Genomic DNA, 25,544 nt, shown 5'->3' with positions numbered 1-25,544 from the left:
ATTTTTCTGGTGAATACTGGTTCGCTTAAACATTAATCGCGCTATGATTTTGGACGACGTATTCGACTGACCACAAGGGGTGGATGATGTCTTTTGAACAACCGCACGATAACACCGACTTTATTAATGAACTGACGCGACTGGTGGGGTCAGCCCACCTGCTGACCGACGCCGCGAAAACCGCGCGCTACCGCAAGGGTTTTCGCTCCGGTCAAGGGGACGCGCTGGCGGTGGTTTTCCCGGGCACGCTGCTGGAACTGTGGCGGGTGCTCAGCGCCTGCGTGGCGGCAGACAAAATTATTCTGATGCAGGCGGCCAATACCGGCCTGACCGAAGGCTCCACGCCGAACGGCAACGATTACGACCGCGACATTGTGATTATCAGCACCCTGCGCCTCGACAAGCTGCATCTGCTGGATAAAGGCGAGCAGGTGCTGGCCTATCCGGGGACCACGCTCTATTCCCTGGAAAAAGCGCTGAAGCCGCTGGGCCGGGAGCCGCACTCGGTGATTGGCTCATCCTGTATTGGCGCGTCGGTAATTGGCGGGATCTGCAATAACTCCGGCGGCTCGCTGGTGCAGCGCGGCCCAGCCTACACCGAAATGTCGCTGTTTGCGCGTATCGACGAGCAGGGAAAACTAACCCTGGTGAACCACCTGGGCATCGATCTGGGCGTCACGCCGGAGCAGATCCTCAGCAAGCTGGATGACGATCGCGTTAAGGACAGCGATGTGCTGCATGACGGGCGTCACGCCCACGATCATGACTACATCACCCGGGTGCGCGAAATCGATGCCGATACCCCCGCCCGCTATAACGCTGACCCGGATCGCCTGTTTGAGTCCTCCGGCTGTGCGGGCAAGCTGGCGGTCTTTGCCGTGCGGCTGGATACCTTCCCGGCCGAGAAGCGGCAGCAGGTGTTTTACATTGGCACCAACCAGCCGGAAGTGCTGACCACCATTCGTCGTCATATTCTCAGGGAGTTCACCCACCTGCCGGTCGCCGGGGAGTATATGCACCGGGATATTTACGACATTGCCGAACGCTACGGTAAAGATACCTTTCTGATGATCGACAAGCTCGGCACCGACAAGATGCCCTTCTTCTTCACCATGAAGGGGCGCACCGATGCGATGCTGGAGAAGGTGTCGCTGTTTAAGCCCCACTTTACCGACCGCTTTATGCAAAAGATTGGCAACGCCTTCCCGGCGCACCTGCCGCCGCGGATGAAAAGCTGGCGAGATAAGTACGAGCATCACCTGCTGTTGAAGATGGCAGGCGATGGCATTGCCGAAGCACAAAGCTGGCTGGCCGAGTTCTTTAAAACCGCCGAAGGCGACTTCTTCGCCTGTACGCCTGAAGAGGGCAGCAAAGCCTTTTTACACCGCTTTGCCGCCGCCGGAGCCGCGATCCGCTACCAGGCCGTACATGCCGACGAAGTGGAAGATATTCTGGCGCTGGATATTGCCCTGCGCCGCAACGATACCGACTGGTTTGAGACGCTGCCGCCGGAGATCGACAGCCAGCTGGTGCATAAGCTCTATTACGGTCACTTTATGTGCTATGTCTTCCATCAGGATTACATCGTCAAAAAAGGGGTCGATGCCCATGCCCTGAAGGCGCAGATGCTGGAGTTACTGCGGGCGCGCGGCGCGCAATATCCCGCGGAACACAATGTGGGTCACATTTACGAAGCGCCGGCCGCATTAAAGCAGTTTTATCGCGAAAACGACCCGACAAATAGCATGAACCCGGGTATTGGAAAAACAACCAAGCATAAAAACTGGAAGGAACAGGCTGAAGCAGCGGGTCATAGCCCGCAACCCACTGATCAAACCAGTTAGCCCACTGGACCTGCTGTTAAGCCCTCAGGAATCGTACTAGAGTAACCCCGGGTCGCCAGAGAAAACTTTCTCTGGCTTTTTTGCGAGGAGCGGACAGCTATGTCGGCTATTGAAACTTTTTCCGAAACTGATGTTCAGGTTCGCGATGCCGAGGCGGAGGACGCGCATGCCATTGCCGCCATCTACGCCTGGCATGTCCTTCACGGGCGCGCGTCCTTTGAAGAGGTTCCCCCTACCGTAGACGAAATGCGCCAGCGTATAAATACGGTGACCAGCCAGGGGTTGCCCTGGCTGGTGGCGCTCTATCGGGGAATTGTGGTGGGCTTCTGTTACGCCACGCACTATCGAGCGCGCACCGGATACCGTTACACCATTGAAGAGTCGATTTACGTCGAGGCCAGCACGCCCGGACGCGGCTTTGGCAGCGCGCTGTTAAGCGCCCTGATTGCCCGTAGCGAAGAGGGACCGTGGCGGCAGATGATCGCTATCGTCGGGGATGGGCCAAACAATGCCGGTTCGTTACGCCTGCACAAAAAACACGGATTCGAAGTGGCGGGACAGCTCAGAAGTGTGGGTTATAAAAAAGGCGACTGGCGCGATACGCTGATTTTGCAACGTCCCCTCAACGAGGGTGACTGGACGCTGCCGGAGTAATACACATTATTCCCGGCCTACAAACCGTAGGCCGGTATCACGTCATCCGGCGATGACAGACGACTCAATCGTTTTGTGCTGTCGCCATCTGCGCCGCTTTCTGCTTTTTATAACTCAGCGCCGCAGCCGGTACTGGCTGCACCTTCCCGGTTTCAATCCAGGTACGCAGGCGGCTGGCGTCGGCAAAGTGGGTATATTTGCCAAAGGCGTCCATGACCACCAGCGCCACCGGCTTGCCATTAAAGACCGTACGCATGACCAGACAGTGGCCGGCGGCGTTAGTAAAGCCGGTTTTAGTCAGCTGGATATTCCAGTTATCGCGGTAGACCAGATGGTTGGTGTTACGAAACGGCAGGGTATAGGCCGGATTCGAGAAGGTCGCCATCTCTTCGCGAGTGGTACTGAGCTGGCCAAGCAGTGGGTACTGCTTAGTGGCAATCAGCAGTCTCGTCAGATCCTGCGCCGTCGAGACATTATGAATCGACAGACCGGTCGGCTCCACAAAGTGCGTCTGAACCATCCCCAGTGCCTTCGCTTTTGCGTTCATCGCCCGGATAAACGCATCATAGCCCCCCGGATAGTGGTGCGCGAGGCTTGCAGCGGCGCGGTTTTCTGAGGACATCAGCGCCAGCAGCACCATGTTTTTACGGCTGATTTCGCTGTTCAGGCGTACGCGGGAGTAGATCCCTTTCATCTCTGGCGTGTGGCTGATATCGACGCGCAGTTTTTCATCCAGCGGCAGTCGTGCATCCAGCACCACCATCGCGGTCATTAATTTGGTAATCGAAGCGATCGGGCGCACCAGATTGGGGTGGCTGGAATAGATCACTTTGTTGGTATTCAAATCGACGATCATGGCGCTACCGGAGGCAATCTCCGGCTGGGTGGCAGTAGCCACAGCGGTAGGTTTAGCGATCGCCGTGGTCGCCACTGGCACAGTCAGCAACAGTGCCAGACTCAGTAAAGAAACGCGGAATTTCAGCATGGTGAGATTTCTGATAATTATTCATGCACGTAATAACGTACACCGCCCGGGTCATAGCGCGAACGCGGGCTGGCTAAGGCATCATAGCCGTCCAGATGCCTTGCTGCCAGCAGTTAATCGTGAACAGATGCTGCATTGCTGGCAATTACACCAGCAATGCAGGAGCCTCAGAAGAGACGATAACCATAACCCCAAAGAATAACTGTCAGCGCCAGCAGCACTTCCAGCAACAGGACGCCAATGGCGAGCGTTGAACCAGAGAAGCTACGGCCCTCTTCTTTGTTGATATTCAGGAAGGTAGGAATACCGATGTAGAGCAGATATCCGGTGTAAAACAGCGCCAGCGTCCCCACCAGGGCGCACAGCCAGACTAATGGATAGAGCGCCACAATCCCGCTCAGAAACAGCGGCGTTGCCACGTACCCGGCAAACACCATACAGTGCGTCAACGAAGGGCGCTGCGGATAATTACGCGCCATCCAGTAAATCACTCGCCCCATCACTGCGACACCTGCCAGCATCAGGGCATAAAACACCACCGCCAGCGCCAGGCCGGTGGTCCAGGAGAGTTTTACAATGTTGCCGTCGTCAAAATCCCAGCCAATTTGCGTGGTGCCAATAAAGGCGCAAATGACCGGCACCGCGGCCATCAGCAGCACATGGTGGGTGTAGTGATGACTGACCGTTTCGTTTTCGCTTCTTATGACGTGCATTTCACGATCGGGATGGGAAAAGAGTCCCCAGACATGGTTCATAACGCCCCCTTGTTGTCGGCCCGCTAGCGATAACTCAAGTATAATGCAGGCCTGAGATTATTTTTTGTACAGCGTAATAATGCAGCAAATTGCGGGGCGTTCTGATATGTTAATGCCTACTAAACAGGCAGTTACAAAAAGGCCTCTTTCATGCCGGAATTCATCTTTTTCAAAAAAGGAAATACCCTCTCAGCGCTTGAGAAGTCCAACGTGCAGGGAGCCAGGTTGTTGCTTGAGCAGGGTTATGAAAAACAGTTTGAAGAAATTATGGCCTCTGACAGCCAGCATGCCCTGGCGCGTCTGGCCGATATCAAAAAAGAAGAGGCCCTGACGGAACATGCCTTTATGACCTGGCCCGCTTTTGCCGCGGCGGTGGCCATCATTATGATGGTTATGGGGTATCTGTTCAGCAACTAGCGTTTCCTGCGCTACGCTTATCGTATGGATATTAATACTCTCATTGCACAGTATGGCTATGCCGCGTTGGTTGTGGGCAGCATAGCGGAAGGCGAAACCATCACCCTGCTGGGTGGCGTGGCGGCGCATCAGGGATTGTTACGTTTCCCGCTGGTCGTGGCGGCAGTCGCGCTGGGCGGGATGATCGGTGACCAGCTGCTCTATTTACTCGGGGTGCGGTTTGGTCCGGCGATCCTGCGCCGTTTTTCCCGGCACCAGAAAAAAATCGACCGCGCACAGCGGCTGATCCAACGCCATCCCTACCTGTTCGTCATCGGCACCCGCTTTATGTACGGATTTCGCATCATCGGGCCGTTGTTAATCGGCGCCAGCCGTCTGCCGCCCAAAATTTTCCTGCCGCTGAATATTGTGGGGGCTATCGTCTGGGCGCTGATCTTCACCACCTTAGGCTACGTCGGTGGCGAAGTGCTGGAGCCGTGGCTGCACTCGGTAAACCAGCACCTGCGCCACTGGTTCTGGCTGATCCTGGTGCTGGTGCTGGTCGTCGCGGTACGCTGGTGGCTGAAACGCCGGGACCGCAGCTAATTTACTCTGCCGGTTTAAACTGCGGATTGCCCAGCATAAAACCGCCATCGACGATAAACGACTGTCCGGTGGCGTAGCTGGCATCCGTATCACACAGCCAGGCCACGAGGCTTGCGATCTCTTTCGTATGCCCCGGCCGTGCCAGCGGGATATTCGGCATAGAACCCGGCTTCACTTCGCTGTCGTCCATATCGTTCATCGGCGTGGCGATGGCCCCGGGCGCGACGGCATTGACCAGAATATTGTGCTGCACCAGCTCCATCGCCATCGACTTGGTCAGGCCACCGAGGGCATGTTTGGCCGAGGTATAGGCGCTGGCATCCGGCAGCGGGGTATGCTCATGCACCGAGGTGATATTGACGATGCGCCCGCCCTCTCCCTGCTTCACCATCTGCCGGGCGGCAATCTGCGAGCAGAGAAACGCGCCATCCACATCGACCTTAAAAATGGACCGCCACTGGTCATATTCCATGTCGAGAAACGCGGCTTTGGTCATCGCCCCGGCGTTGTTAACCAGCACGTCGATACGGCCAAAGCGGGAAATCAGCGTCTCGATCGCCTTTGCGCCGTCCGGTAGCTGGCTGAGATCCAGATGAATGGCCTCTGCCCGCTGCCCGCGCGCCTCAATTTCACGACAGGTTTTCAATGCCCCTTCTTCATCCGAGTGCCAGGTGACGCCAATATCAAATCCACGCTCCGCCAGCATCAGCGCCGTGGTTTTGCCGATCCCGGAATCCGATGCCGTCACAATAGCCACACGATTGTTTGAACCCATACTCACCTCCGAAAAAGAATACAAAGAGATAAGTATAGATACTTCTCACTTTCTACCCATGCTGATAGCCGCCGCCCAGTGCGGAGGTAAGCTGGAGAGTGGCATCGATGTACTGCCCCTGTAGCGTCAGCCCGGCGAGTTGTTCCTTGAGGGCGGGTAGTCTGGCTTCGCTGACGCGTGAACCGGCGACAATCCCCGCCCTGTAGCGCGCCTGCGCCAGGGCCACCACCCGCTCGGCATCGGCTTCAATTTTCTGTTGATGCTGATTTTTTGCCATTAAGGTTTCGACTTCGCTTGCGGTACGGGCCACCTGATTCACCGCTTCCACCACCGCCTTGTTGTAATTCGCTACCGACAGGTTGCTTTGCGCCTGGGCGATATCGAGATTTGCATTCAGGCGTCCACTGTCAAAAATAGGCAGGGTCAGACCGGCGGTAACCCCCACTTGCTGCGCCGAGGAGCGGAACAGATCGCTTAAGTGCAGCGCATCCTGTTGCAGGAACGCCATCAGGTTGATATCGGGATAAAACGCGGCTTTTGCGGCATCCACGTCCCGCAGGGAAGCTTCGATATACCAGTGGGCCTCCTGTAGATCGGGGCGTCGGGCCAGCAGTGAGTAGCCCAGCGAGGAAGGCAATTTTGTCTCGACGGTGGGTAAGGCGTGCGGAGTGAGGGTTATCGACGCGGTGTTGGTCAGGGCCTGCAGACGCGCCTCAATGGCTTTCATATTGCCGTTTACTTCCGCCAGCCGCTCTTCGGTTTTACTGGCATTGATGTCGGTTTCCACCCCTTCCACGGATGAGGTAATCCCCTGCTGATACAGCTCCCGGTCGGTACTGATGATATTTTGCTGCTCCTGTTTGATGGCAGTTAACAGCTGCCCGGTCGCAGCCTGGGTCTGCCACTCCCAGTAGAGGCGCGCCACGCTGGTAGCAAGCAGCTGGCGGGTCTGTTGCAGCTCTGCCCGTTGTGCGTTGACTTTCCCGATGCGGGCCTCCACCTGGGCGCGGTTTTTGCCCCACAGATCCAGATCCCAGCCAGCGGTTAAACCCAGGGTGCCGTTAGTGTACCAGGGGCCGGTGGTGCCAGCCGCAGGGTCGGTGATCGCGAAAGGCCCCATCAGCCCCTCTGCTGACATTTTTTGCCGTTCGACATCGGCTGTAAAATCAACGTCCGGCCCTTCTGAGGCCATCGCCATTTTGGCCTGGGCTTCGGCAAGGGCAATGCGCTGACGGGCAATTTGCATATCTGGCGCGTCGGCCTGCGCTTTGACAATCAGGGCAGTGAGCTGCGGATCGTGGAATTCTTCCCACCACGTATTTTTTGGCCATAGACCGGCGGCCAGCCCGGTGGCGATGGTCGCGGCGGGGACCTGCTGTTTAAGCGATGCAGTCGTATCGTGGTGAGGGGCACAGGCAACAAGCCACAGGGAGAGAGGCAGGCAGAAGCCGTAAAAACGTGAACGTTTCATCGGGTTATTCACATAAAAAAAGAAGGCTGCAACATACGCTCACAGCGCTTCGTTTTTTTAGGAATCGGTGGCAATCCACACTTTGTCATACCTGGATATATTCAGAAAAGGCACCCGGCGCACCGCCGGGTGCCCTGGCGATCCTTAGCCTTTCAGCGAAGCGCCATGGGTCGCAATCACTTCCTGATACCAGTAAAAACTCTTCTTGCGGCTGCGCGCCAGCGAGCCTGCCCCGCTGTCGTCACGATCGACGTAGATAAAACCGTAGCGTTTGGAAAGCTCCGCTCTGGAGGCGCTCACCAGATCGATCGGTCCCCAGCTGGTGTAGCCCATTACCTCCACGCCGTCCTCAATCGCCTCGCGCACCTGCACCAGATGGTCGTTGAGGTAGCTGATACGGTAATCGTCCTGCACCATGCCGTCCGCGTCCGGCTTGTCCTTCGCGCCCAGACCGTTCTCAACAATGAACAGCGGCTTCTGATACCGATCCCAGAGCACGTTCAGTAACGTGCGCAGGCCAACCGGGTCGATCTGCCAGCCCCACTCCGAGCTGGCCAGATGCGGGTTCGGCACCATGCTCAGGATGTTGCCGCGCGCCTGCTGGTTCAGCTCGTCGTCGGTGGTGACACAGCCGGTCATGTAGTAGCTGAAGGAGATAAAGTCGATAGTCGATTTCAGCGCCTCGCGATCGGCCTCGGTGATCTCAAGGGTAATGCCATTATCGCGGAAGAAGCGCAGCATATAGCCCGGGTACGCCCCGCGGCACTGCACATCCCCGAAGAACTGCCAGGCGCGGTTCTCCTGCAGGGCTTCCAGCACGTCGTCTGGCTTGCAGGTCAGCGGATAGACCAGGCCGCCCAGCAGCATGTTGCCGATTTTCGCGTCCGGGATAATCTCGTGGCAGGCTTTTACCGCCAGCGCGCTCGCCACCAGCTGATGGTGGATCGCCTGATAAACCTCCGCCTTGCTGCTGGTCTCCGGCAGACCGACGCCGGTCATCGGCGCGTGCAAGGACATGTTGATCTCGTTAAAGGTGAGCCACAGCTTGACCTTATGCTGATAGCGGGTGAAGACGGTGCGGGCATAGTGTTCGAAGAAACCGATCACCTGACGGTTGCCCCAGCCGCCGTACTGTTTCACCAGCCCCCACGGCATCTCGTAATGTGAGAGCGTCACCAGCGGGGTGATGTTATGCGCCGCCAGCTCGTCAAACAGCTTGTCGTAAAAGGCCAGTCCGGCCTCGTTCGGCTGCTGCTCATCGCCGTTCGGGAAGATACGTGTCCAGGCAATGGAGACGCGCAGGCAGTTGAAGCCCATTTCGGCGAACAGTTTGATATCTTCCGGGTAGCGGTGATAGAAATCGATCGCCACGTCTTTAATGCCGCTGTCGCCAGCCACCCGCTCCACGACCGGGCCAAACACCCCCTGCGGCTGGACGTCAGAGGTGGACAACCCTTTGCCATCCTCCAGGTAAGCCCCTTCGACCTGATTCGCGGCAACCGCGCCGCCCCATAAAAAATCATTCGGGAAAGTTTTCATTCGGTTCTCCTGTTACTGATGGCTGACGCAAAGTAACGGTGCGCCGGCCTGGACGGCGGTTGCCGCCACGGTCGCGACATCACGGTAGTCGTCACTGTTGCTGATAATAATCGGGGTCGCCAGATCGTATCCGGCATCAAGAATGGCCTGACGGTCGAACTCCAGCAGCAGATCGCCCGGCTGTATTTTGTCCCCCACCTTCACGTGGGCGGTAAACGGCTTGCCGTCGAGCTTCACGGTGTCGATTCCGACGTGGATCAGCACTTCGATGCCGCTGTCGCTCAGCAGGCCGATGGCATGTTTGGTGGCAAATAGTGAGGCCACTTCCCCGGCGAAGGGGGCAATCACTTTGTTATCGGCAGGCACGATAGCCGCGCCCTGACCGAGCAGGCCACTGGCAAAGGTTGCGTCCGGCACATGGTCCAGCGCCAGCACCGTGCCACGCATCGGTGACAGAACAGTGTTTTCATCGAGGGTAACGGCCACCGGTGCCGTTTCTGTCGCACGACCCGGCATCCCGGCCATCATCGTCAGGACACAGCTCAGCACCAGCGCCACCAGCATGCCTGCAATCCCGCCCCACAGCGTGGCGTCCACCCCACCCGGCGGGATCATCTGCGCGATGGTGAAGATGTTGCCGAAGCCAAAGGAGTAGACATGGGTGTCGAAGAAACCGACAATCGCGCCGCCCACCGCCCCGGCCACGCAGCCAAAGATAAAGGGACGACGTAAAGGCAGGTTCACGCCATACACCGCCGGTTCGGTGACGCCAAAGATCCCGGCCGTCACTGAAGAACCCGCCAGCATCTTCTGCCGTGCATCGCGGCTGCGCAGGAAGACGCCTAACGCCGCCCCCACCTGGCCATATACCGCTGGCAGCAACATCGGCAGCATGGAGTCATGACCCAGCACGGCGAGGTTGTTGATCATCAGCGGCACCAGCCCCCAGTGCAGGCCAAAGATAACGCACACCTGCCATACCGCGCCCATCGCCGCCCCCGCCAGCCAGGGAGCAAGCACGTAGATCCACTGATAGCCGTTCGCCAGCATCTGGCTGAGCCAGGTGGCGACAGGGCCGATCACCAGAAAGGTCAGCGGTACCGTGACGCCGAGGCAGATCAGCGGGGTAAAGAAATTTTTCATCGCCGACGGCAGACGTTTGCTGCCCTGCTTTTCCAGCCAGCAGCTAACCCAGGCGGCGAGGATGATCGGAATGACTGATGTACTGTAATTAAACCAGGTCACCGGAATAGAGAGGAAGGCATTGGCCGCCGCGCCCGCCTGCTGGCTGGCCTCGAAGGCCTGAATCATGGTTGGATGCACCAGCGCCCCGCCAATCACCATAGTGATAAACGGGTTGCCGCCAAACTTTTTCCCGGCGGTGTAGCCCAGCACCAGCGGGAAGAAGAAGAACAACGCGTCACTGCTGGCAAACCAGATTTTGTACGTGCCGCTGTCGGTGGTCAGCCAGCCGCACACCACGGCCAGCGCCAGTATCCCCTTCAGGATCCCCGAGGCAGCGAGGACGCCGATAAAGGGGGTAAAAATGCCGGAGACAATATCGATAAGGTGGCCGCCGAGGCTGGTTTTTTCGCCTTTCTCCTCTGCGGCGGGTCCTGCGTCATCTGCCAGCCCGGCCTCCTGACAGACAGCCTGCCAGACGTCGTGAACGTGGTTGCCAATCACCACCTGGAACTGGCCGCCGCTTTCGACCACCATGATGACCCCGGGATTGTTCTTCAGCCCTTCAGCATCCGCGCGTTGAGAATCTTTCAGTTTGAAACGTAGCCGGGTAGCGCAATGAACCAGGCTGACAATGTTCTCTTTGCCGCCAACGTGGCCGAGAATATCCTTCGCCAGTGCTTGATATTCCATCTCTGTATCCTTCTTCGCTGCCCGCAGGCAGGGTTTGACTGAGTCCTAAAAATAAAAAAACCCGAGAACGACGCCCTTTCGGGAGCCGCGCTCAGGTTTTGCCTGCACAGTGCAGTAACAATCCGTTTGTCGTGGGGGCTTAGCGCCCCTCTTTTCTCACGCGCTCAATATGAATGGTGAGAAACATAATCTCTTCGGTAGTCAGCTCGCGCTGATAACTCTTTTGCAGATGCCGGGCAATCTTCTCGGCGCATACCCACGCCTTCGCGTAGTTGTCTTTTACCGCCGAATGCAGCGAGGCATCGTCATCCGCAACCACGGTACGGGTCAGCATCCGCTGGGCGAAAAACTTCAGATGGGTGACGAAGCGCTGATAGCTTAGCGACTCTTCGTCATACTCCAGCTGTAAGGTGTATTTCACCAGCTGCAGGATCTCCTGCATCACCCGGGTGACGTGCATCACCTCCGGCATCTCGCTGTGCAACTGGGCCGTGACCAGATGCAGTGCGATAAACCCGGCTTCATCTTCCTCCAGCGCCACGCCCAGCCGTGTAGCGATAATGGCCCGGGCCTGCTGTCCCAGCTCAAACTCGCGTGGGTAGAGCCGCTTAATGTCCCACAGGAGCACGTTTTTGATCGCCAGCCCCTTCTTCTGCCGCTCAATCGCAAAATAGCAGTGGTCGGTTAAGGTGATGTACAAGCTCTCCTGCAGTTTGCCCAGCCGCTGTGCTGCCAGCCCGATAATGCGATCGCAGGTGGTCATCACCTCCAGCGGGATCTGGCTGAGTAACTCTCCCAGCCGATGCACCAGCTCGTCGCTTTGCAGGGCAAACACTTTCTCAATGTTCTCTTTCGGGATCACGTCGCCAGGGTGCTTTTGAAAGGCCAGCCCGCGGCCCATCACGACCTGTTCGCGCCCCTGTTCATCCAGAACTACCACCACATTGTTATTCAGTATTTTGGCAATTTTCATTCCATGACCCAGAAACAAAAAAACCTGACCTCCGGCAGATGCCAGAAAATCAGGTTTTGCCTGCCGCAGCAGTAACAATCCAGTTAACGCACTTTACCAGTTTCGCGCTTCGCCTCAATGCGCCCCGCTAAAAAATGTGACGCAGATCGAACCCGGCTTATTTGGACTGGATAACCCGGGCAATCTCCGCGGAGGATTGCAGGGCGCGGATCTCCTGAAACAGTTCCAGGGCCTCGTCGTACTCTTTACGCAGGTAACTCAGCCACTGCTTGATACGCGCGACGTGGTACAGCCCGGTGTCGCCCTGCTTTTCGAGGCGGGTGTATTTCTTCAGCAGCGTCACCACCTCTGGCCAGGGCATACGCGGCTCGTTGTATTTAATCACCCGGCTGAGGTTAGGCACGTTGAGCGCCCCACGCCCAATCATGATTGAATCGCAGCCGGTCGCCGCCATACAGGCCAGCGCGCTTTCGCGATCCCAGATTTCGCCGTTAGCAACCACCGGGATGGTCAGCCGTTTGCGGATCTCGCCGATAGCCTGCCAGTTAATGCGCTCGGCTTTGTAACCATCTTCTTTGGTGCGGCCATGAACCACCAGCTCGCTGGCTCCCGCCTGCTGCACCGCATCGGCAATTTCAAACTGCCTGTCGCCGCTGTCCCAGCCCAGACGGACTTTCACCGTGACCGGCAGGTGAGATGGCACCGTCTCGCGCATCGCTTTCGCGCCGCGGTAGATCAGCTCAGGATCTTTAAGCAGCGTGGCGCCGCCGCCGCTGCCGTTGACCATTTTCGATGGACAGCCGCAGTTCAGGTCCACGCCCCAGGAACCCAGCTCGACGGCGCGGGCGGCATTTTCCGCCAGCCATTCGGGATATTGTCCCAGCAGCTGGATCCGCACCCGGGTGCCGGAGGGGGTGCGGCTCTGGTGATGCAGCTCCGGGCAGAGTCTGTAAAACGATTTTACCGGCAACAACATATCCACCACCCGCAGAAACTCGGTGATGCAGTGATCATAATCGTTAACGTCGGTCAGCAGCTCACGCACCAGCGAATCGAGCACACCTTCCATCGGTGCCAGTAATACACGCATATCAGTACCCGTAAAAAAAGACGCGCTATAGTAGCCGCTCCCGCGAAAGGTGGGAAGCGTCAGGAAAGCGATGCGTGTAGGGTTTGGGCCTTAATCGGGGATGGTTTCGTCAGGGCGCAGCGTCAGCACCTCAAAACCGTCTGCGGTCACGGCGATGGTGTGTTCCCACTGTGCAGAGAGCTTTTTGTCACGGGTCACCACTGTCCAGCCATCTTTCTTGGTTTTGATCCGGCTGTCGCCCTGATTGATCATCGGTTCGATGGTAAAGACCATCCCCTCCTGTAAAACAGGGCCTTCACCGGGTTTGCCGTAGTGCAGGATCTGCGGCTCTTCGTGCATCTCTTTGCCAATGCCGTGCCCGCAATACTCCCGCACCACGCTGTAGCCATGGCTTTCAACGTATGACTGGATCGCGTGGCCAATATCGCCCAGGGTCGCGCCCGGTTTCACCGCCTTAATCCCCTTCCACATCCCCTCCTGAGTCGTTTTCACTAACCTGCGCGCCAGCGGGGAAACCTCACCAATGAGATACATTTTACTGGAGTCGGCGATCATGCCCGCGTTTTCGAGGGTGATATCGACGTTGACAATAGAGCCTGACTTAAGGTGCTCCGACTCTTTCGGGATCCCGTGGCAGACCACGTCGTTCACCGAGGTGTTCAGCACGTACGGGTAGCCATACTGCCCTTTACTGGCGGGGCGGGACTGAAGCTGATCCACAATAAATGCCTCCGCACGATTGTTGATCTCCATGGTTGATACGCCAGGCTTGATAAACTCATCCAGCATGGTGAACACGGACGCCAGCAGTTCACCCGCGTGTCGCTGACGGGCCAACTCATCGGCACTCTTAATGAGAATTGATGGCATTGATCACCTCCAGTAAACGGTCGGAGCCAGATTTCAGCATCATCATCTTTATTTGCTGATGGTTAAGGTCAGGATAGAGTTCGCTCATCATGCCGAGGCGGATCCAGTATTCCGCCTGCGCGTTGACCGAACGCGACATGGCTTTGCTGGCATCACGAATGTCGTCATGCAGAAGATCGGAGATTTTTACGATGCCCATATATATGTTCCATTATGATTCATATATAAATCGTATATCAGGGGCGCGGCATTGTCACTTCTGGTTTGGGGAAATGCCCAACGTTCCAATAAGTAATGTCTGGTATGCTCAAAAGTCATGATGTGATCCGTAGCACGTTTAGGGTTTTAATTGTATGATGAATGCGTTTCATCAAGGGCTTTCACCATGAATAAATCACTGATAGTTGTCTGGCAGTACCTGCGCGCGTTCATCCTGATTTATGCCTGCCTGTATGCGGGAATATTCCTCGCCTCTCTGCTGCCAATTACTATTCCCGGCAGCATTATTGGCATGCTGATCCTGTTTGTGCTGCTCGCGCTGCAAATCCTCCCGGCACAATGGGTTAAACCCGGCTGCTCGGTGCTGATCCGCTATATGGCGCTGCTGTTCGTGCCCATTGGCGTGGGTGTCATGCAGTACTACGACCTGCTGAGCGCGCAGTTTGGCCCGATATTTGTTTCCTGCACTATCAGTACGCTGGTGGTCTTCTTAGTGGTCAGCTGGAGCACACATCTGGCGCATGGGGAACGTAACGTGGTTGGGCAAAAAGGACAGAAAAAATGATGGCCAATATCTGGTGGTCCCTGCCGCTCACCGTGGCGGTCTTCTTCGCCGCCCGCAAGCTGGCAGTGCGTCTGAAGTTCCCGCTGCTTAACCCCTTGCTGGTGGCGATGGTGGTGATTATTCCTTTCCTGCTGTTGACCGGCATCCCCTACGCGAACTATTTCCAGGGCAGCAAGGTGCTTAACGATCTGCTGCAACCTGCGGTGGTGGCGCTAGCGTTTCCGCTGTACGAACAGCTGCACCAGATCCGCGCCCGCTGGAAGTCGATCATCACTATCTGTCTGGTTGGCAGCCTGGTGGCGATGATTACCGGCACCTCGGTGGCGCTGCTGATGGGGGCAACCCCGGAAATTGCGGCCTCTATTTTACCGAAATCGGTGACCACCCCGATTGCGATGGCGGTAGGCGGCAGTCTTGGCGGCATCCCGGCGATCAGCGCTGTGTGCGTCATCTATGTCGGTATTCTCGGGGCGGTTTTGGGCCATACGCTGCTGAATGCCATGCGTATTCGTACTAAATCGGCCCGTGGTCTGGCGATGGGGACCGCCTCGCACGCCCTCGGTACCGCCCGTTGCGCGGAGCTGGATTATCAGGAAGGGGCATTCAGTTCCCTGGCGCTGGTGATCTGCGGGATCATGACCTCGCTGATTGCGCCGTTCCTCTTCCCGATTATTCTGGCGGTCATGGGCTAAAATTTGCGACGCGTCGCGCATTTTTCATTTGAGTTTCATAAGTTGCACACATAATGAGATCTGGGTCACATATAAAGCCTTTGTGGCTCCGTACACTACCGATCCATTAACCTTTATGAGGCAACGCCATGCATCCACGTTTTCACTCAGCTTTCACTCAGCTTGCAGAGAATTTGCAGTCAGCCCTGGCCCCGGTTCTGGCGGATGCACATTTCCCCGCCCTGCTGACGGCTGAACAGGTCACCGCCCTGAAACGTGCCACGGATCTGGATGATGACGCGCTGGCCTTTGCGCTTCTGCCACTGGCGGCAGCCTGCGCCCGCGCCGACCTGTCCCATTTCAACGTCGGTGCCATTGCGCGCGGCGTGAGCGGCACCTGGTACTTCGGTGGCAATATGGAGTTTATCGGGGCGACCATGCAGCAGACCGTGCATGCGGAACAGAGCGCAATCAGCCATGCCTGGCTGCGCGGTGAAAAATCCCTGCAGGCCATTACCGTGAACTACACGCCGTGTGGCCACTGCCGTCAGTTTATGAACGAGCTTAACAGCGGTTTGCAACTGCGTATCAACCTGCCGGGCCGCGCCCCGCATACTCTGGCCGACTACCTGCCGGACGCTTTCGGCCCGAAGGATCTGGACATTAAATCCCTGCTGATGGATGAACAGGATCATGGCTACACCCTGAGCGGCGATGCGCTGGCCCAGGCCGCTATCCTCGCCGCCAACAAGTCACACGCCCCTTATAGCCAGGCCCCGAGCGGCGTGGCGCTGGAGTGTGGCGATGGGCGCATCTTCACCGGCAGCTATGCCGAGAACGCCGCCTTTAACCCAACTTTGCCGCCGCTGCAGGGCGCACTGAACCTGCTCAGCCTCAACGGCTACGACTACCCGGACATTCAGCGCGGCATTCTTGCAGAAAAACCCGATGCTCCGCTGATCCAGTGGGACGCCACCGCGGCCACGTTGCGCGCGCTGGGTTGCACCAGCATCGACCGCGTGCTTCTGGCTTAAGTCGTTGATGCGGGCAGCAATGCCCGCACAATTGATGAAAATCCCTTCAATTAAACCGCCGTTTCTTGCGCTTACCAGACGGGTAAAGTAGCCTGAGTGAAATTTCACCTTTGGTAAGAGTCATCTGTATGTTAAAGCGCGTGTTTTACAGCCTGGTTGCCCTGATCGCCATTGTGCTGCTGACTGCGCTGGGCCTCGACCGCTGGATGAGCTGGAAAACGGCGCCCTATATCTTTGATGACCTTCAGGATCTGCCCTACCGCCAGGTCGGCGTGGTACTCGGTACCGCCAAGTACTACCGCACCGGGGTGATTAACCAGTATTACCGTTACCGTATTCAGGGGGCGCTCAATGCCTACAACAGCGGCAAGGTCAACTACCTGCTGCTGAGCGGTGACAACGCGCAGCAGAGCTATAATGAGCCGGTCACCATGCGTAAGGATCTGATTGCCGCAGGCGTTGATCCGGCGGATATCGTGCTCGACTACGCCGGTTTCAGAACCCTGGATTCCATTGTTCGCACCCGCAAGGTATTTGATACGAACGACTTTATCATCATCACCCAGCGCTTCCATTGCGAGCGCGCGCTCTTTATTGCTCTGCATATGGGCATTCAGGCGCAGTGCTATGCCGTCCCCTCCCCCAAAGACATGCTCACCGTGCGGGTGCGTGAATTTGGTGCGCGTTTGGGTGCGCTGGCCGATCTCTATGTCTTTAAACGTGAACCGCGTTTCTTAGGCCCGCTGGTGCCAATCCCGGCGATGCCGGAAGTGCCGGAAGATGCCCAAGGTTATCCGGCGGTTACGCCAGAGCAGCTGCTGGACATGCAGAAGAAGAAGCCCGCACTGCCCTAGAGCCACGCCAACGCAGCGCCGCCAGGGGAAATGACCCGGGCATAAAAAAACCCGCATTGAGCGGGTTTTTTTATGCATTGATATCTTACTTCTTACGCGCGTACTTCAGGGAGTCCAGCGCAACGGCGAAGATGATGATGGCACCCTTAATAATGTACTGCCAGTAAGGGTTCACGCCGATATAGGTCAGACCGTAGTTGATAACGGTGAAGATGATTACACCGGTTACCACGCCCAGTACGGTACCCACACCACCACTGAACGACACACCACCCACGACGCAGGCAGCAATCGCATCCAGCTCATACATAAAGCCGAGGTTGTTGGTGGCAGAGCCGATACGGCCTGCTTCCAGCAAACCACCGAACGCATAGAACACACCGGACAGGGCATAGATGACCAGCAGGTTCAGCGCCACGTTAACGCCAGAGACTTTCGCCGCTTCCGGGTTACCACCGATTGCGAAGATGTTCTTACCGAAGCGGGTTTTGTTCCACAGCACCCAGACAAAGGCCACCGCAATCAGGGCGTAGAAGGTGATGTAAGACAGGCGGAATGTGCCCAGCGCGATAAAGCCCTGCGCAAAGGTGGAGAAGCCGCTGTCAAAACCGGAGATTGGCGATGCGCCTACGAAGTCGTAGTACAGGGAGTTGATACCGTAAACGATAATCATCGTACCCAGAGTGGTGATGAACGGCGTTACGTTCAGGTAAGCAATGATGATGCCGTTAATCAGACCAATGATCGCACCGATAGCGCAGACAATCAGGATCACTAGGAAAATCGGCATGGTCGCCATTTCCGGGAACACCTTGTTGGCGTTTTCCATTGACTGCAGGAGCGTGGCCGCGACAACCGCCGCCAGGCCGACCTGACGACCGGCTGACAGGTCAGTACCCTGGGTGACGATCAGACCCGCCACGCCCAGCGCGATAATAATACGTACGGAAGACTGGGTCAGAATGTTACTTAAGTTCAGGAGACTTAAGAATGTCGGATCCTGGAAAATAATAATGGCCAGCAAGACTAAAAGAACAACGTAAATACCGCCTTCTTTCAGATAAGTAAGAAAACTTTTCTTATTTAACGCACTCATGAGAAGCCCCTAATCTTAAAGGTGCAAAGACGCAAGACGCAAAATTTCGTTTTGCGTTGTCGTTTTGGTTTCTACAATTCCGGCAACGAGACCATTGCTCATGACCAGAATACGATCTGTGATCCCTAACAATTCCGGCATTTCGGACGAAATAATAATAATCCCTTTATCTTTCTTGGCTAACTCAGCTATCAACTGATAAATTTCAAATTTTGCCCCCACGTCGATACCACGGGTGGGTTCATCCAGCATCAGAATTTCAGGCTGAGTTAACAACCAGCGTCCAATAATAACCTTCTGCTGGTTACCGCCGGAGAGCGAGCCAATTTGCGTGCGGTGTCCTGGGGTTTTTACACGCATCGAGTCAATTACCCACTGGGTATCACTCTTCATGCGGGAATTATCCAACAGACCGATTTTGTTTTTGTAGTTATGAATATTAGAAATTAACGAGTTAAAGTTAATATCCAGATAGGCGTAAATACCGGTTGAGCGACGCTCTTCCGTCACCAGCGCAAAGCCGTGGTTAATGGCTTCGTTGGCATTGTGGTTATTGATTTTTTTGCCGTGCAGGGTAATGGTCCCGCCGGATTTCTCGCGAATACCGAACAGGGTTTCCACGATATCGGTACGCTTGGCGCCTACCAGACCGGCAATCCCGAGGATCTCTCCTTTATGCAGATCGAAGGAGATATCGCGAATAGAAGGCTGACGCAGCGACGTCAGGTTGCGCACTTCCAGAATCACTTCGCCCGGCTTGTTCTCTTTGGTCGGGAAGCGCTGGTTCAGGGAACGACCCACCATCATGGCGATGATCTTGTCCATATCCAGCCCTTCCAGCGGCTGGGTGGCGATCCACTGGCCATCGCGCAGCACCGTGATTTCATCGCACAACTGGAAGATCTCTTCCATTTTGTGCGAGATATAGACGATGCCGCAACCGCGCTCCTTCAGCTTACGGATAATGGTGAACAGATGGTTCACCTCTTTCTCCGTTAACGACGAAGTAGGCTCATCCATAATAACGATTTTGGCGTTATAGGAGAAAGCCTTGGCGATTTCAATCATCTGCATCTGAGAAACGGATAACGTACCGACGCGCGCACGCGGATCGATATCAATATCCAGTTCATCAAAAATCGCTTTGGTATCACCATACATTTTGTCCTGATCGACAAATACGCCTTTGGTCGGATAACGACCCAACCACATATTGTCCATGACAGAACGCTGAAGTACCAGGTTAAGTTCCTGGTGAACCATCGAAATACCATTTTCCAGTGCTTCTTTGGCGGAATGGAAATCGATCTCTTTCCCCTGAAAAAGAATGCTGCCAGAATCTTTTTGATAGATCCCAAATAAGCATTTCAATAATGTTGATTTACCCGCACCGTTTTCACCCATTAAGGCGTGAATAGAGTGAGGCCGTACTTTTAAATTAACATTATCCAGTGCTTTAACCCCGGGAAAAGACTTGTTGATACCGCTCATTTCCAACAAGTATTCACCGGACGACTGAGTCGTTGTGCTGACCATAATTATACCTTCTCGGCCTCGCGTCGCGTGATAAAAGGGCGCAGAAACTGCGCCCAGTAGAATGCTAAAACTTATTTACCGGTGAATTGGGCCAGGTTTTCCTGATCTACGCCAACGTACGGTACGCGAACAACTTTGTTGTCGATTTTCCAGTTGGTGCCGTCAGCAGCGCCTTTGCCGTCTGCCAGGTTTTTCGCCAGATCGAAGGTAGCTTTCGCCTGGTTGTTAGCATCGTTCAGCACGGTACCGGCCATTGCGCCAGATTTTACCAGAGCCATTGCTTCAGGCAGGGCATCCACACCAAAGACCGGAATAGAGGATTTGTTGTGTGCTTTCAGGGCTTCTACTGCACCCATTGCCATCGCATCGTTGTTGGCGATAACCACTTCGATTTTGTTAGCGTTCGGGCCGGACAGCCAGGCGTCCATTTTGTCTTTCGCCTGAGCGGTGTCCCACATAGCCGTATCTAATGCCAGCTGCTGGGTTTTCAGGCCTTTGTCGTTCAGCTCTTTGATCACGTAAGTGGTACGTGCTTCAGCATCCGGGTGGCCTGGCTCGCCTTTCAGCAGAACAAACTGAATCTGACCATCTTTGTTCAGATCCCAGTTCGGGTTAGCCGCCCAGTGTTTAGCAATCAGGTCGCCCTGAATGATGCCGGATTCTTTGGAGTCGGTGCCCACGTAGAAGGCTTTATCGTAGCTATCCAGCGCTTTACGGGAAGGTTCTTTGTTGAAGAAGACCACTGGCACATTCTGGCCACGTGCTTTCTCAATAACGGTGCCTGCTGCCGCCGGGTCAACCAGGTTGATTGCCAGAGCTTTCACGCCTTTTGCCAGCAGTACGTCAATCTGGTCGTTCTGTTTTGACTGGTCATTCTGGGAGTCATTCATCAGCAGCTGCACGTCTGGCGCTGATTTACCTTCTTTCTCAATGGCTTTACGCACAACAGACATAAAGTTGTCGTCGTATTTATAGATAGTCACACCAATACGGCTATCTGCAGCGTGCGCAGTTGCACCAAAAAGCATACTTGCCATAACAGCAGACAGAGTCAACACCTTCTTATTCATGATATCTCCGGTTTTTATGCAGGGTAGTTCGTGTGAATAACGATCGGCGGGCAATGTTAATGAAACGTTAATGCCGGCCGAAGTCCACTTATAAAATTTCTATCTTCCTTGGTCGGTAACGCTCCAGAATGCGTTTTTTTGGATGTTTAACGTGCCGTGGCTATAGTGAAAATGATTATTCACCGTTACATAGCGTTTCAGTCACTAAAACGCTGACATCATAGTCAGCGCCTTGTTAACTTACTGTGAATTTACTCACAAATTGAAAACGGTTACATCACGACGAATTATAAGTTAGTGATCGGCACCACAATTTGCCGTAGAGCAACGGAGTGACGCCGCACTAAAGTCGGCATGAAACAGTGAGTTGCAGCAAGATCCAGCTTTCCCGCGGCCCCCTGTAACGCCAGCTCGGTGGCCAGCCGCGCCATAGAGGCAATCGGATAGCGCACCGTCGTCAGCTGTGGGTCTGTGTAACGGGCAATCGGAATATCATCGAAACCAATCAATGACAGATGCTGTGGCACCGCAATACCGTTGTCCTTCAGTGCCGTTAGCGCCCCTGCGGCCATGCTGTCGTTGTAGGCAAAGACCGCGGTCAACTGCAGGTTGCGCCCGAGTAGCTCCACCATGGCCGCTTCCCCGCCCTGCATATCCGGCGCGCCGGTGCCGATCCAGCTGTCCGAGGCGATAATGCCCTGCTCCAGCAACGCTTTCTGCCAGCCTTCACGCCGCATTTCGTCATCCTCAATGCGGTGGCTTGATGCAAGATAGCCGATGCGCTGATGGCCGTTATTCACCAGCATTCGCGTCGCCATCATCGCTCCGCTGACGTTATCAAGGCAGACGCAGCGGTGGGCATAGCCAGGCACGATGCGGTTGATCAACACCATGCCGGGGATCTGCTCCATCAGCGCAGATAGCTCCTCATCGCTCAAGGCTTTTGAGTGGACGATCAGGGCGTTACAGCGCTGACGAATCAACACCTCAATGGCGTTACGCTCTTTTTCTGCCTCGTGATAGCTATTGCCGATGAGCACGTTTTTCTGGTGCTCCTGGGCAACCATGTCCACGGCTTTTACCAGCGCGCCAAAGAAGGCATCCGATACATCCATCACTACCACGCCGATGGTATCGCTGACCTGGGTTGCCAGCGCCTGCGCGTTCGCATTGGGACGGTAGCCCAGCGCCGTGACGGCTTTCATCACGCACTCGCGCGTTTCAGGGCTAACCAGCGCGCTGTTGTTGAGCACACGGGAAACGGTGGCGACAGAAACGCCCGCCTGACGCGCGACGTCACGAATGGTGATCATATTCACCATCCTTATTTAGATTGCAGCAACTCACAGACACCCCCTGTGTTTAGCAAGGTGCCTATTCTGGCAGTGAGAAAGGAAGGACTACGTGAAGAAGCTCACAAGGATGAAAACGGTTACATCCGTTTTGTTAATGATTGTGATCCAGATCGTTATCCGGATGTATTACCCGGTGAAACCCCTGCAGCACGTGCGGTCAATTGCCGCCATACCCACTCCATCGGTCCCTGACGGAAATAACGCAGCCAGAAAACGGAGAACAGGATATTCACCAGCCAGACAGGTAGCACGAAGCCCATCAGTTGCAGGCGATCAAAATGCATAAACAGGCCGAGGCGATAGAACAAGGTGGTGCAGATCAGCGTCTGTAAAAGGTAGTTACTGAGCGCCATGCGCCCTACGCAGGCCACGGCCATCACCAGCCGGAAACGGCAGAGCTGCGGCCAGAAGCCATAGATCAGCGCAGCATAGCCTATCGTCTGGAAGGGCGCGCTAATCTCCCGCGGTGCCTGTAACAGAAACGCGCACCAGCGGTAGTCCCAGTTGACATACCACTGGGCGATCACCGCCGGGAGATTAATCGCCAGACCGACCAGTACCAGCCACATCCCGGTTCGCCGGTAATGACCGAGGCTAAACTCGCCTTTCAGCCAGCCGGTTCGCATCAGCGCCGCGCCAATCAGCATCATTCCCGCCAGCTGCCAGCCGTATTGCGCCCCAAGCGCCAGCAGGCTGTTGCCAATCATATCGGCCCGATTGCTGATGGCCTCCATGCCGCCACCCAGCTTCCAGTACTGCTCATACTGCAAATTGGCCGCATCCGGTACCCAGGAACGATTGGTGGAGCCGCCGGAGATAACCCCCAGCAGCAGCAGGATAGCGACGCCAATGAGGAAGAGCACCACGCCGGTGTTGAACAGGTTTTTAATATCGTGCGCATCGCGGATGATACGCCAGCAGATCAATCCCACCAGCCCGTAGGCCAACAGAATATCGCCGTCCCAGAACAGGAGGCCATGAATAAACCCGAGGAGGACCAGCAGTGAAAGACGCGCCTGGATCCAGCGTTTACCGCGTTTTAGCAGCAGCTGGAGGCCTGCCCCAAACAACAAGGCAAACAGGGTGAGGAATTTGACCTGGGCAAAGAGATCCAGCACCGCCCATGTCCAGGCGTCGCTGAGGGTAATATCGCCATACCAGGCGGGATTAAGATAAGCGGCTTTCGGCAGACCGAAGCCGCTTATATTGAGCAGCAGAATACCCAGAATAGCGACGCCACGAACGAAATCCAGCGTGACATTTCTTTCCATGTACCCTGCCCTGATGATCAGTTGTGGTGACGCACGGCGCGCAGGAACTCCTGACGGGTGTTCTGGCTTGATTTAAACAGGCCGCCCAGCGAGGTGGTCGTGGTGGCGCTGGTCGCATCACGAATACCGCGCGCTTTCACGCAGTAATGCACCGCGTCAATAGAAACCGCCACGTTATTGGTCCCCAGCAGCGTTTGCAACGCGATAAGGATCTGCTGGGTTAAACGCTCCTGCACCTGCGGACGCTGGGCAAAGAACTGCACGATGCGGTTAATCTTCGACAGGCCAATAACCGAGTCTTTTGGAATATAGGCTACGGTCGCTTTGCCGTCGATGGTCACAAAGTGATGTTCACAGGTGCTGGTCAGGGTGATATCACGCACCGTCACCATCTCATCCACCTTCATTTTGTTTTCAATGACGGTGATTTTCGGGAAATTAGCGTAATCCAGCCCGGAGAAAATCTCATCGACATACATTTTGGCGATGCGACGCGGGGTTTCCATCAGACTGTCATCGCTGAGATCGAGATTCAGCAGCTGCATGATTTCGGTCATATGCCCGGAAATAAGACGTTTACGCGTTTCGTTGTCCAGATCCTGAACCGGCGGGCGCAGCGGGGTTTCAAGGCCGTGCGCAACCAGCGCTTCATGGACGAGGGCTGCTTCTTTACTCATTGATGACATTCTTTTCTCCTGCAGGTGTGGCGCGCTTCTGCCCTACATGGGGCAAAATGTGCCGTCATTGTGCGCGAGGCGGCGAGCATAATCCAGTATTCACCGCGATAATTATTGCAATTGCCGTTACCTTTCAACCTGACGCTGCCAGACCAGCCCGCCCGCCACGAAAAGCGCGATGCCCGCCAGGCCCAGCGCAGGCTCCAGTTGGTGGGTAAGCCAGCTCGACAGCGCCGAGGTCATCGGGCCAACAAGCTGCCCAACCGCATAGCCGGTGGTGAGTAATCCGGCCATGTAACGCGTATGATTCGGTGCCAGTTCACGCCCGTAAAGCAGCGAAAGCTGTACCGCACATAAAAATCCGCCGCCCACCAGCAATGCACCGGTCACCAGACCGGCCATTCCCGGCAGCAGCCAGGCGGCAATCACGCCCACCGCCTGCAGCCATACCACCAGCGCCAGTCGGCGATGGGTCGTGGAGACATGGCGCAGCGCGATACTCAGGGCAATGCCCAGCACCGAGGCTACGCCGAAAACTGGCCAGACAAACTGGGCGAACGCGCTGCCAGGGAAACGCAGCGCCGCCATCTGGGACAAAAACGTCGCCGGGAGGATGTAACCAAACCCGGCGAGACTGTAGCTCCACACCAGACGACGCAGATCGCGGGTCAGCGTCAACGGCTCCGGCGTCGTGCCAGGGCGATGCAATTGCCCGGCACGCGGCAGATAGCGGGCCACCAGCGCGATCAGTACCAGCGCCAGTACGCCGTAGATTTGCCATGCGGCACTCGCCGATAAGCCCTGCGCCTGGATCCACACCGCCAGCAAGCCGCTAAGCGTAATGCCCGCCCCCGGCCCCGCAAAGACTGCGGCACTGAGACCTGGCTTACCGAAATGGGCCAGCCGTTCGTTGGTCCAGGCAGCGATCAGCACCATCGACCAGCCGCTCATGCAGCCAATCACAAACCGCAGCAGGCCGTGAACGACGGCGTTATCCGCAATGGCCGAAAGCAGGGTTAGCATCACTGCGCCAACGATGCCCAGCCACAGGCGGCTTTCGACAAATCGGTGCGCGCGCATGGCATCCCACGCCCCCACCAGATAGCCGAGGTAGTTCATCGCCGCCACCAGTCCGGCGCTGGTCAGGGTTAGTTGCCCTGCCGCAATCATCAGCGGCACCTGTGGTGTAAAGGCAAAGCGCCCTATTCCCATCGCCACCACCAGAACCACAAAACCGCTGAGCGCGATACGCAGCGCCATGACCACTCCAGTTGTTAAAGTTTCGTAAATTCATGATGCAGTATATGTCGTTAATGCGGAAGTGAAAGTTACTCACGCGTTATTGAATTAACTGTATTATGAG

25 protein-coding genes are annotated in these 25,544 nt (G+C 56.0%); 8 read left to right on the top strand and 17 right to left on the bottom strand.

Annotated features, from left to right (window positions below):
* Positions 1–86 precede the first annotated feature (86 nt).
* Both dld and ACF8PE_RS11015 read left to right on the top strand, forming a co-directional pair.
* Positions 87–1,844, top strand: a complete 1,758-nt coding sequence (gene dld / locus ACF8PE_RS11020) for a D-lactate dehydrogenase (RefSeq protein WP_280713410.1) — start codon at positions 87–89, stop codon at positions 1,842–1,844.
* Positions 1,845–1,943: 99 nt separating this feature from the next.
* Entirely contained in the window at positions 1,944–2,498 is a 555-nt protein-coding gene (locus tag ACF8PE_RS11015; RefSeq protein ID WP_032612560.1) for a GNAT family N-acetyltransferase, read from the top strand.
* Positions 2,499–2,562: 64 nt separating this feature from the next.
* Here the strand turns inward: ACF8PE_RS11015 and pbpG are convergent, their stop codons facing one another.
* Entirely contained in the window at positions 2,563–3,483 is a 921-nt protein-coding gene (pbpG, locus tag ACF8PE_RS11010; protein WP_392494843.1) for a D-alanyl-D-alanine endopeptidase, read from the bottom strand.
* 167 nt (positions 3,484–3,650) lie between these two features.
* Complete coding sequence (locus ACF8PE_RS11005) at positions 3,651–4,238, bottom strand: Yip1 family protein (RefSeq protein WP_032612563.1); 588 nt, start codon at positions 4,236–4,238, stop codon at positions 3,651–3,653.
* Positions 4,239–4,388: 150 nt separating this feature from the next.
* Between ACF8PE_RS11005 and ACF8PE_RS11000 the strand changes: the two genes are divergently transcribed.
* Complete coding sequence (locus ACF8PE_RS11000; RefSeq protein ID WP_144882971.1) at positions 4,389–4,655, top strand: hypothetical protein; 267 nt, start codon at positions 4,389–4,391, stop codon at positions 4,653–4,655.
* Positions 4,656–4,679: 24 nt separating this feature from the next.
* On the top strand, positions 4,680–5,240 hold the full coding sequence (locus tag ACF8PE_RS10995; RefSeq protein ID WP_144882972.1) for a DedA family protein: 561 nt from the start codon (positions 4,680–4,682) through the stop codon (positions 5,238–5,240).
* A gap of 1 nt (position 5,241) precedes the next feature.
* Here ACF8PE_RS10995 and ACF8PE_RS10990 read toward each other — a convergent pair whose 3' ends face one another.
* From ACF8PE_RS10990 to ACF8PE_RS10955, 8 genes are all read right to left on the bottom strand, one after another.
* A complete protein-coding gene (locus ACF8PE_RS10990; RefSeq protein WP_059307525.1) occupies positions 5,242–6,015 on the bottom strand; it encodes an SDR family oxidoreductase in 774 nt (257 codons plus the stop codon).
* A gap of 52 nt (positions 6,016–6,067) precedes the next feature.
* Complete coding sequence (gene mdtQ, locus ACF8PE_RS10985; protein ID WP_270734881.1) at positions 6,068–7,486, bottom strand: multidrug resistance outer membrane protein MdtQ; 1,419 nt, start codon at positions 7,484–7,486, stop codon at positions 6,068–6,070.
* A gap of 144 nt (positions 7,487–7,630) precedes the next feature.
* Positions 7,631–9,025, bottom strand: coding sequence for a glycoside hydrolase family 1 protein (locus ACF8PE_RS10980; protein WP_150871811.1), 1,395 nt, complete (start codon positions 9,023–9,025; stop codon positions 7,631–7,633).
* A 12-nt stretch (positions 9,026–9,037) separates the two neighbouring features.
* Positions 9,038–10,900, bottom strand: a complete 1,863-nt coding sequence (gene bglF / locus ACF8PE_RS10975) for a PTS beta-glucoside transporter subunit IIABC (protein ID WP_150871814.1) — start codon at positions 10,898–10,900, stop codon at positions 9,038–9,040.
* Positions 10,901–11,039: 139 nt separating this feature from the next.
* Positions 11,040–11,873 carry a BglG family transcription antiterminator LicT gene (gene licT / locus ACF8PE_RS10970; protein ID WP_059307521.1) on the bottom strand — a complete coding sequence of 278 codons (834 nt, stop codon included), beginning with the start codon at positions 11,871–11,873 and terminating at the stop codon, positions 11,040–11,042.
* A gap of 157 nt (positions 11,874–12,030) precedes the next feature.
* Positions 12,031–12,963 carry a tRNA dihydrouridine(16) synthase DusC gene (gene dusC / locus ACF8PE_RS10965; RefSeq protein ID WP_392494842.1) on the bottom strand — a complete coding sequence of 311 codons (933 nt, stop codon included), beginning with the start codon at positions 12,961–12,963 and terminating at the stop codon, positions 12,031–12,033.
* 90 nt (positions 12,964–13,053) lie between these two features.
* Complete coding sequence (gene map / locus ACF8PE_RS10960; protein WP_032612581.1) at positions 13,054–13,833, bottom strand: type I methionyl aminopeptidase; 780 nt, start codon at positions 13,831–13,833, stop codon at positions 13,054–13,056.
* The gene (locus ACF8PE_RS10955) at positions 13,814–14,032 is read right to left on the bottom strand and encodes a ParD-like family protein (protein ID WP_032612583.1); all 219 of its coding nucleotides are present in this window, start codon (positions 14,030–14,032) and stop codon (positions 13,814–13,816) included. Before ACF8PE_RS10955 ends, map begins: the two co-directional genes overlap by 20 nt.
* 186 nt (positions 14,033–14,218) lie before the next feature.
* Here ACF8PE_RS10955 and ACF8PE_RS10950 point away from each other — a divergent pair, with 186 nt between their 5' ends.
* The 4 genes from ACF8PE_RS10950 to sanA all read left to right on the top strand — a co-directional run bounded on the left by ACF8PE_RS10950 (position 14,219) and on the right by sanA (position 17,176).
* Positions 14,219–14,617, top strand: a complete 399-nt coding sequence (locus ACF8PE_RS10950) for a CidA/LrgA family protein (protein ID WP_032612585.1) — start codon at positions 14,219–14,221, stop codon at positions 14,615–14,617.
* Positions 14,614–15,309: a CidB/LrgB family autolysis modulator gene (locus ACF8PE_RS10945; RefSeq protein WP_032612587.1), complete on the top strand. Its 696-nt coding sequence runs from the start codon at positions 14,614–14,616 to the stop codon at positions 15,307–15,309. The genes ACF8PE_RS10950 and ACF8PE_RS10945 overlap by 4 nt, the downstream gene beginning before the upstream one ends.
* A gap of 128 nt (positions 15,310–15,437) precedes the next feature.
* A complete protein-coding gene (gene cdd / locus ACF8PE_RS10940) occupies positions 15,438–16,322 on the top strand; it encodes a cytidine deaminase (protein WP_223610297.1) in 885 nt (294 codons plus the stop codon).
* A gap of 128 nt (positions 16,323–16,450) precedes the next feature.
* Positions 16,451–17,176: an outer membrane permeability protein SanA gene (gene sanA / locus ACF8PE_RS10935; protein WP_032612592.1), complete on the top strand. Its 726-nt coding sequence runs from the start codon at positions 16,451–16,453 to the stop codon at positions 17,174–17,176.
* 85 nt (positions 17,177–17,261) lie between these two features.
* On the opposite strand, the gene mglC is transcribed toward sanA, so the two are convergent.
* From mglC to ACF8PE_RS10900, 7 genes are all read right to left on the bottom strand, one after another.
* Positions 17,262–18,272: a galactose/methyl galactoside ABC transporter permease MglC gene (mglC, locus tag ACF8PE_RS10930; RefSeq protein WP_032612605.1), complete on the bottom strand. Its 1,011-nt coding sequence runs from the start codon at positions 18,270–18,272 to the stop codon at positions 17,262–17,264.
* Positions 18,273–18,287: 15 nt separating this feature from the next.
* Entirely contained in the window at positions 18,288–19,808 is a 1,521-nt protein-coding gene (gene mglA, locus ACF8PE_RS10925) for a galactose/methyl galactoside ABC transporter ATP-binding protein MglA (RefSeq protein WP_392494841.1), read from the bottom strand.
* Positions 19,809–19,879: 71 nt separating this feature from the next.
* A complete protein-coding gene (gene mglB / locus ACF8PE_RS10920) occupies positions 19,880–20,878 on the bottom strand; it encodes a galactose/glucose ABC transporter substrate-binding protein MglB (RefSeq protein ID WP_032612609.1) in 999 nt (332 codons plus the stop codon).
* Between the two features lie 287 nt (positions 20,879–21,165).
* On the bottom strand, positions 21,166–22,191 hold the full coding sequence (galS, locus tag ACF8PE_RS10915; protein ID WP_032612612.1) for an HTH-type transcriptional regulator GalS: 1,026 nt from the start codon (positions 22,189–22,191) through the stop codon (positions 21,166–21,168).
* A gap of 155 nt (positions 22,192–22,346) precedes the next feature.
* Positions 22,347–23,504, bottom strand: a complete 1,158-nt coding sequence (yeiB, locus tag ACF8PE_RS10910; protein WP_103792176.1) for a DUF418 domain-containing protein YeiB — start codon at positions 23,502–23,504, stop codon at positions 22,347–22,349.
* 17 nt (positions 23,505–23,521) lie between these two features.
* Complete coding sequence (gene folE / locus ACF8PE_RS10905; RefSeq protein WP_032612616.1) at positions 23,522–24,190, bottom strand: GTP cyclohydrolase I FolE; 669 nt, start codon at positions 24,188–24,190, stop codon at positions 23,522–23,524.
* Between the two features lie 117 nt (positions 24,191–24,307).
* Entirely contained in the window at positions 24,308–25,441 is a 1,134-nt protein-coding gene (locus tag ACF8PE_RS10900) for a YbfB/YjiJ family MFS transporter (RefSeq protein WP_223610299.1), read from the bottom strand.
* Between the last annotated feature and the right edge of the window lie 103 nt (positions 25,442–25,544).

The organism is Leclercia sp. GLN_9 (assembly GCF_043105735.1).
GTDB classification, from domain to species: Bacteria; Pseudomonadota; Gammaproteobacteria; order Enterobacterales; family Enterobacteriaceae; genus Enterobacter; species Enterobacter adecarboxylatus.
Note: the sequence above shows the minus strand (reverse complement) of the source record. Positions and strands in the feature narration are given on the sequence as shown.

Coding starts and splice junctions, on each gene's coding strand:
- cdd (WP_223610297.1), top strand. CDS start 15,438: ATGCATCCACGTTTTCACTCAGCTTTCACTCAGCTTGCAGAGAATTTG.
- galS (WP_032612612.1), bottom strand. CDS start 22,191: ATGATCACCATTCGTGACGTCGCGCGTCAGGCGGGCGTTTCTGTCGCC.
- pbpG (WP_392494843.1), bottom strand. CDS start 3,483: ATGCTGAAATTCCGCGTTTCTTTACTGAGTCTGGCACTGTTGCTGACT.
- folE (WP_032612616.1), bottom strand. CDS start 24,190: ATGTCATCAATGAGTAAAGAAGCAGCCCTCGTCCATGAAGCGCTGGTT.
- dld (WP_280713410.1), top strand. CDS start 87: ATGTCTTTTGAACAACCGCACGATAACACCGACTTTATTAATGAACTG.
- mglA (WP_392494841.1), bottom strand. CDS start 19,808: ATGGTCAGCACAACGACTCAGTCGTCCGGTGAATACTTGTTGGAAATG.
- map (WP_032612581.1), bottom strand. CDS start 13,833: ATGCCATCAATTCTCATTAAGAGTGCCGATGAGTTGGCCCGTCAGCGA.
- sanA (WP_032612592.1), top strand. CDS start 16,451: ATGTTAAAGCGCGTGTTTTACAGCCTGGTTGCCCTGATCGCCATTGTG.
- dusC (WP_392494842.1), bottom strand. CDS start 12,963: ATGCGTGTATTACTGGCACCGATGGAAGGTGTGCTCGATTCGCTGGTG.
- ACF8PE_RS10955 (WP_032612583.1), bottom strand. CDS start 14,032: ATGGGCATCGTAAAAATCTCCGATCTTCTGCATGACGACATTCGTGAT.
- licT (WP_059307521.1), bottom strand. CDS start 11,873: ATGAAAATTGCCAAAATACTGAATAACAATGTGGTGGTAGTTCTGGAT.
- mdtQ (WP_270734881.1), bottom strand. CDS start 7,486: ATGAAACGTTCACGTTTTTACGGCTTCTGCCTGCCTCTCTCCCTGTGG.
- ACF8PE_RS10990 (WP_059307525.1), bottom strand. CDS start 6,015: ATGGGTTCAAACAATCGTGTGGCTATTGTGACGGCATCGGATTCCGGG.
- mglC (WP_032612605.1), bottom strand. CDS start 18,272: ATGAGTGCGTTAAATAAGAAAAGTTTTCTTACTTATCTGAAAGAAGGC.
- ACF8PE_RS10900 (WP_223610299.1), bottom strand. CDS start 25,441: ATGGCGCTGCGTATCGCGCTCAGCGGTTTTGTGGTTCTGGTGGTGGCG.
- ACF8PE_RS10980 (WP_150871811.1), bottom strand. CDS start 9,025: ATGAAAACTTTCCCGAATGATTTTTTATGGGGCGGCGCGGTTGCCGCG.
- ACF8PE_RS11005 (WP_032612563.1), bottom strand. CDS start 4,238: ATGAACCATGTCTGGGGACTCTTTTCCCATCCCGATCGTGAAATGCAC.
- ACF8PE_RS10995 (WP_144882972.1), top strand. CDS start 4,680: ATGGATATTAATACTCTCATTGCACAGTATGGCTATGCCGCGTTGGTT.
- bglF (WP_150871814.1), bottom strand. CDS start 10,900: ATGGAATATCAAGCACTGGCGAAGGATATTCTCGGCCACGTTGGCGGC.
- ACF8PE_RS11000 (WP_144882971.1), top strand. CDS start 4,389: ATGCCGGAATTCATCTTTTTCAAAAAAGGAAATACCCTCTCAGCGCTT.
- mglB (WP_032612609.1), bottom strand. CDS start 20,878: ATGAATAAGAAGGTGTTGACTCTGTCTGCTGTTATGGCAAGTATGCTT.
- ACF8PE_RS10950 (WP_032612585.1), top strand. CDS start 14,219: ATGAATAAATCACTGATAGTTGTCTGGCAGTACCTGCGCGCGTTCATC.
- ACF8PE_RS11015 (WP_032612560.1), top strand. CDS start 1,944: ATGTCGGCTATTGAAACTTTTTCCGAAACTGATGTTCAGGTTCGCGAT.
- ACF8PE_RS10945 (WP_032612587.1), top strand. CDS start 14,614: ATGATGGCCAATATCTGGTGGTCCCTGCCGCTCACCGTGGCGGTCTTC.
- yeiB (WP_103792176.1), bottom strand. CDS start 23,504: ATGGAAAGAAATGTCACGCTGGATTTCGTTCGTGGCGTCGCTATTCTG.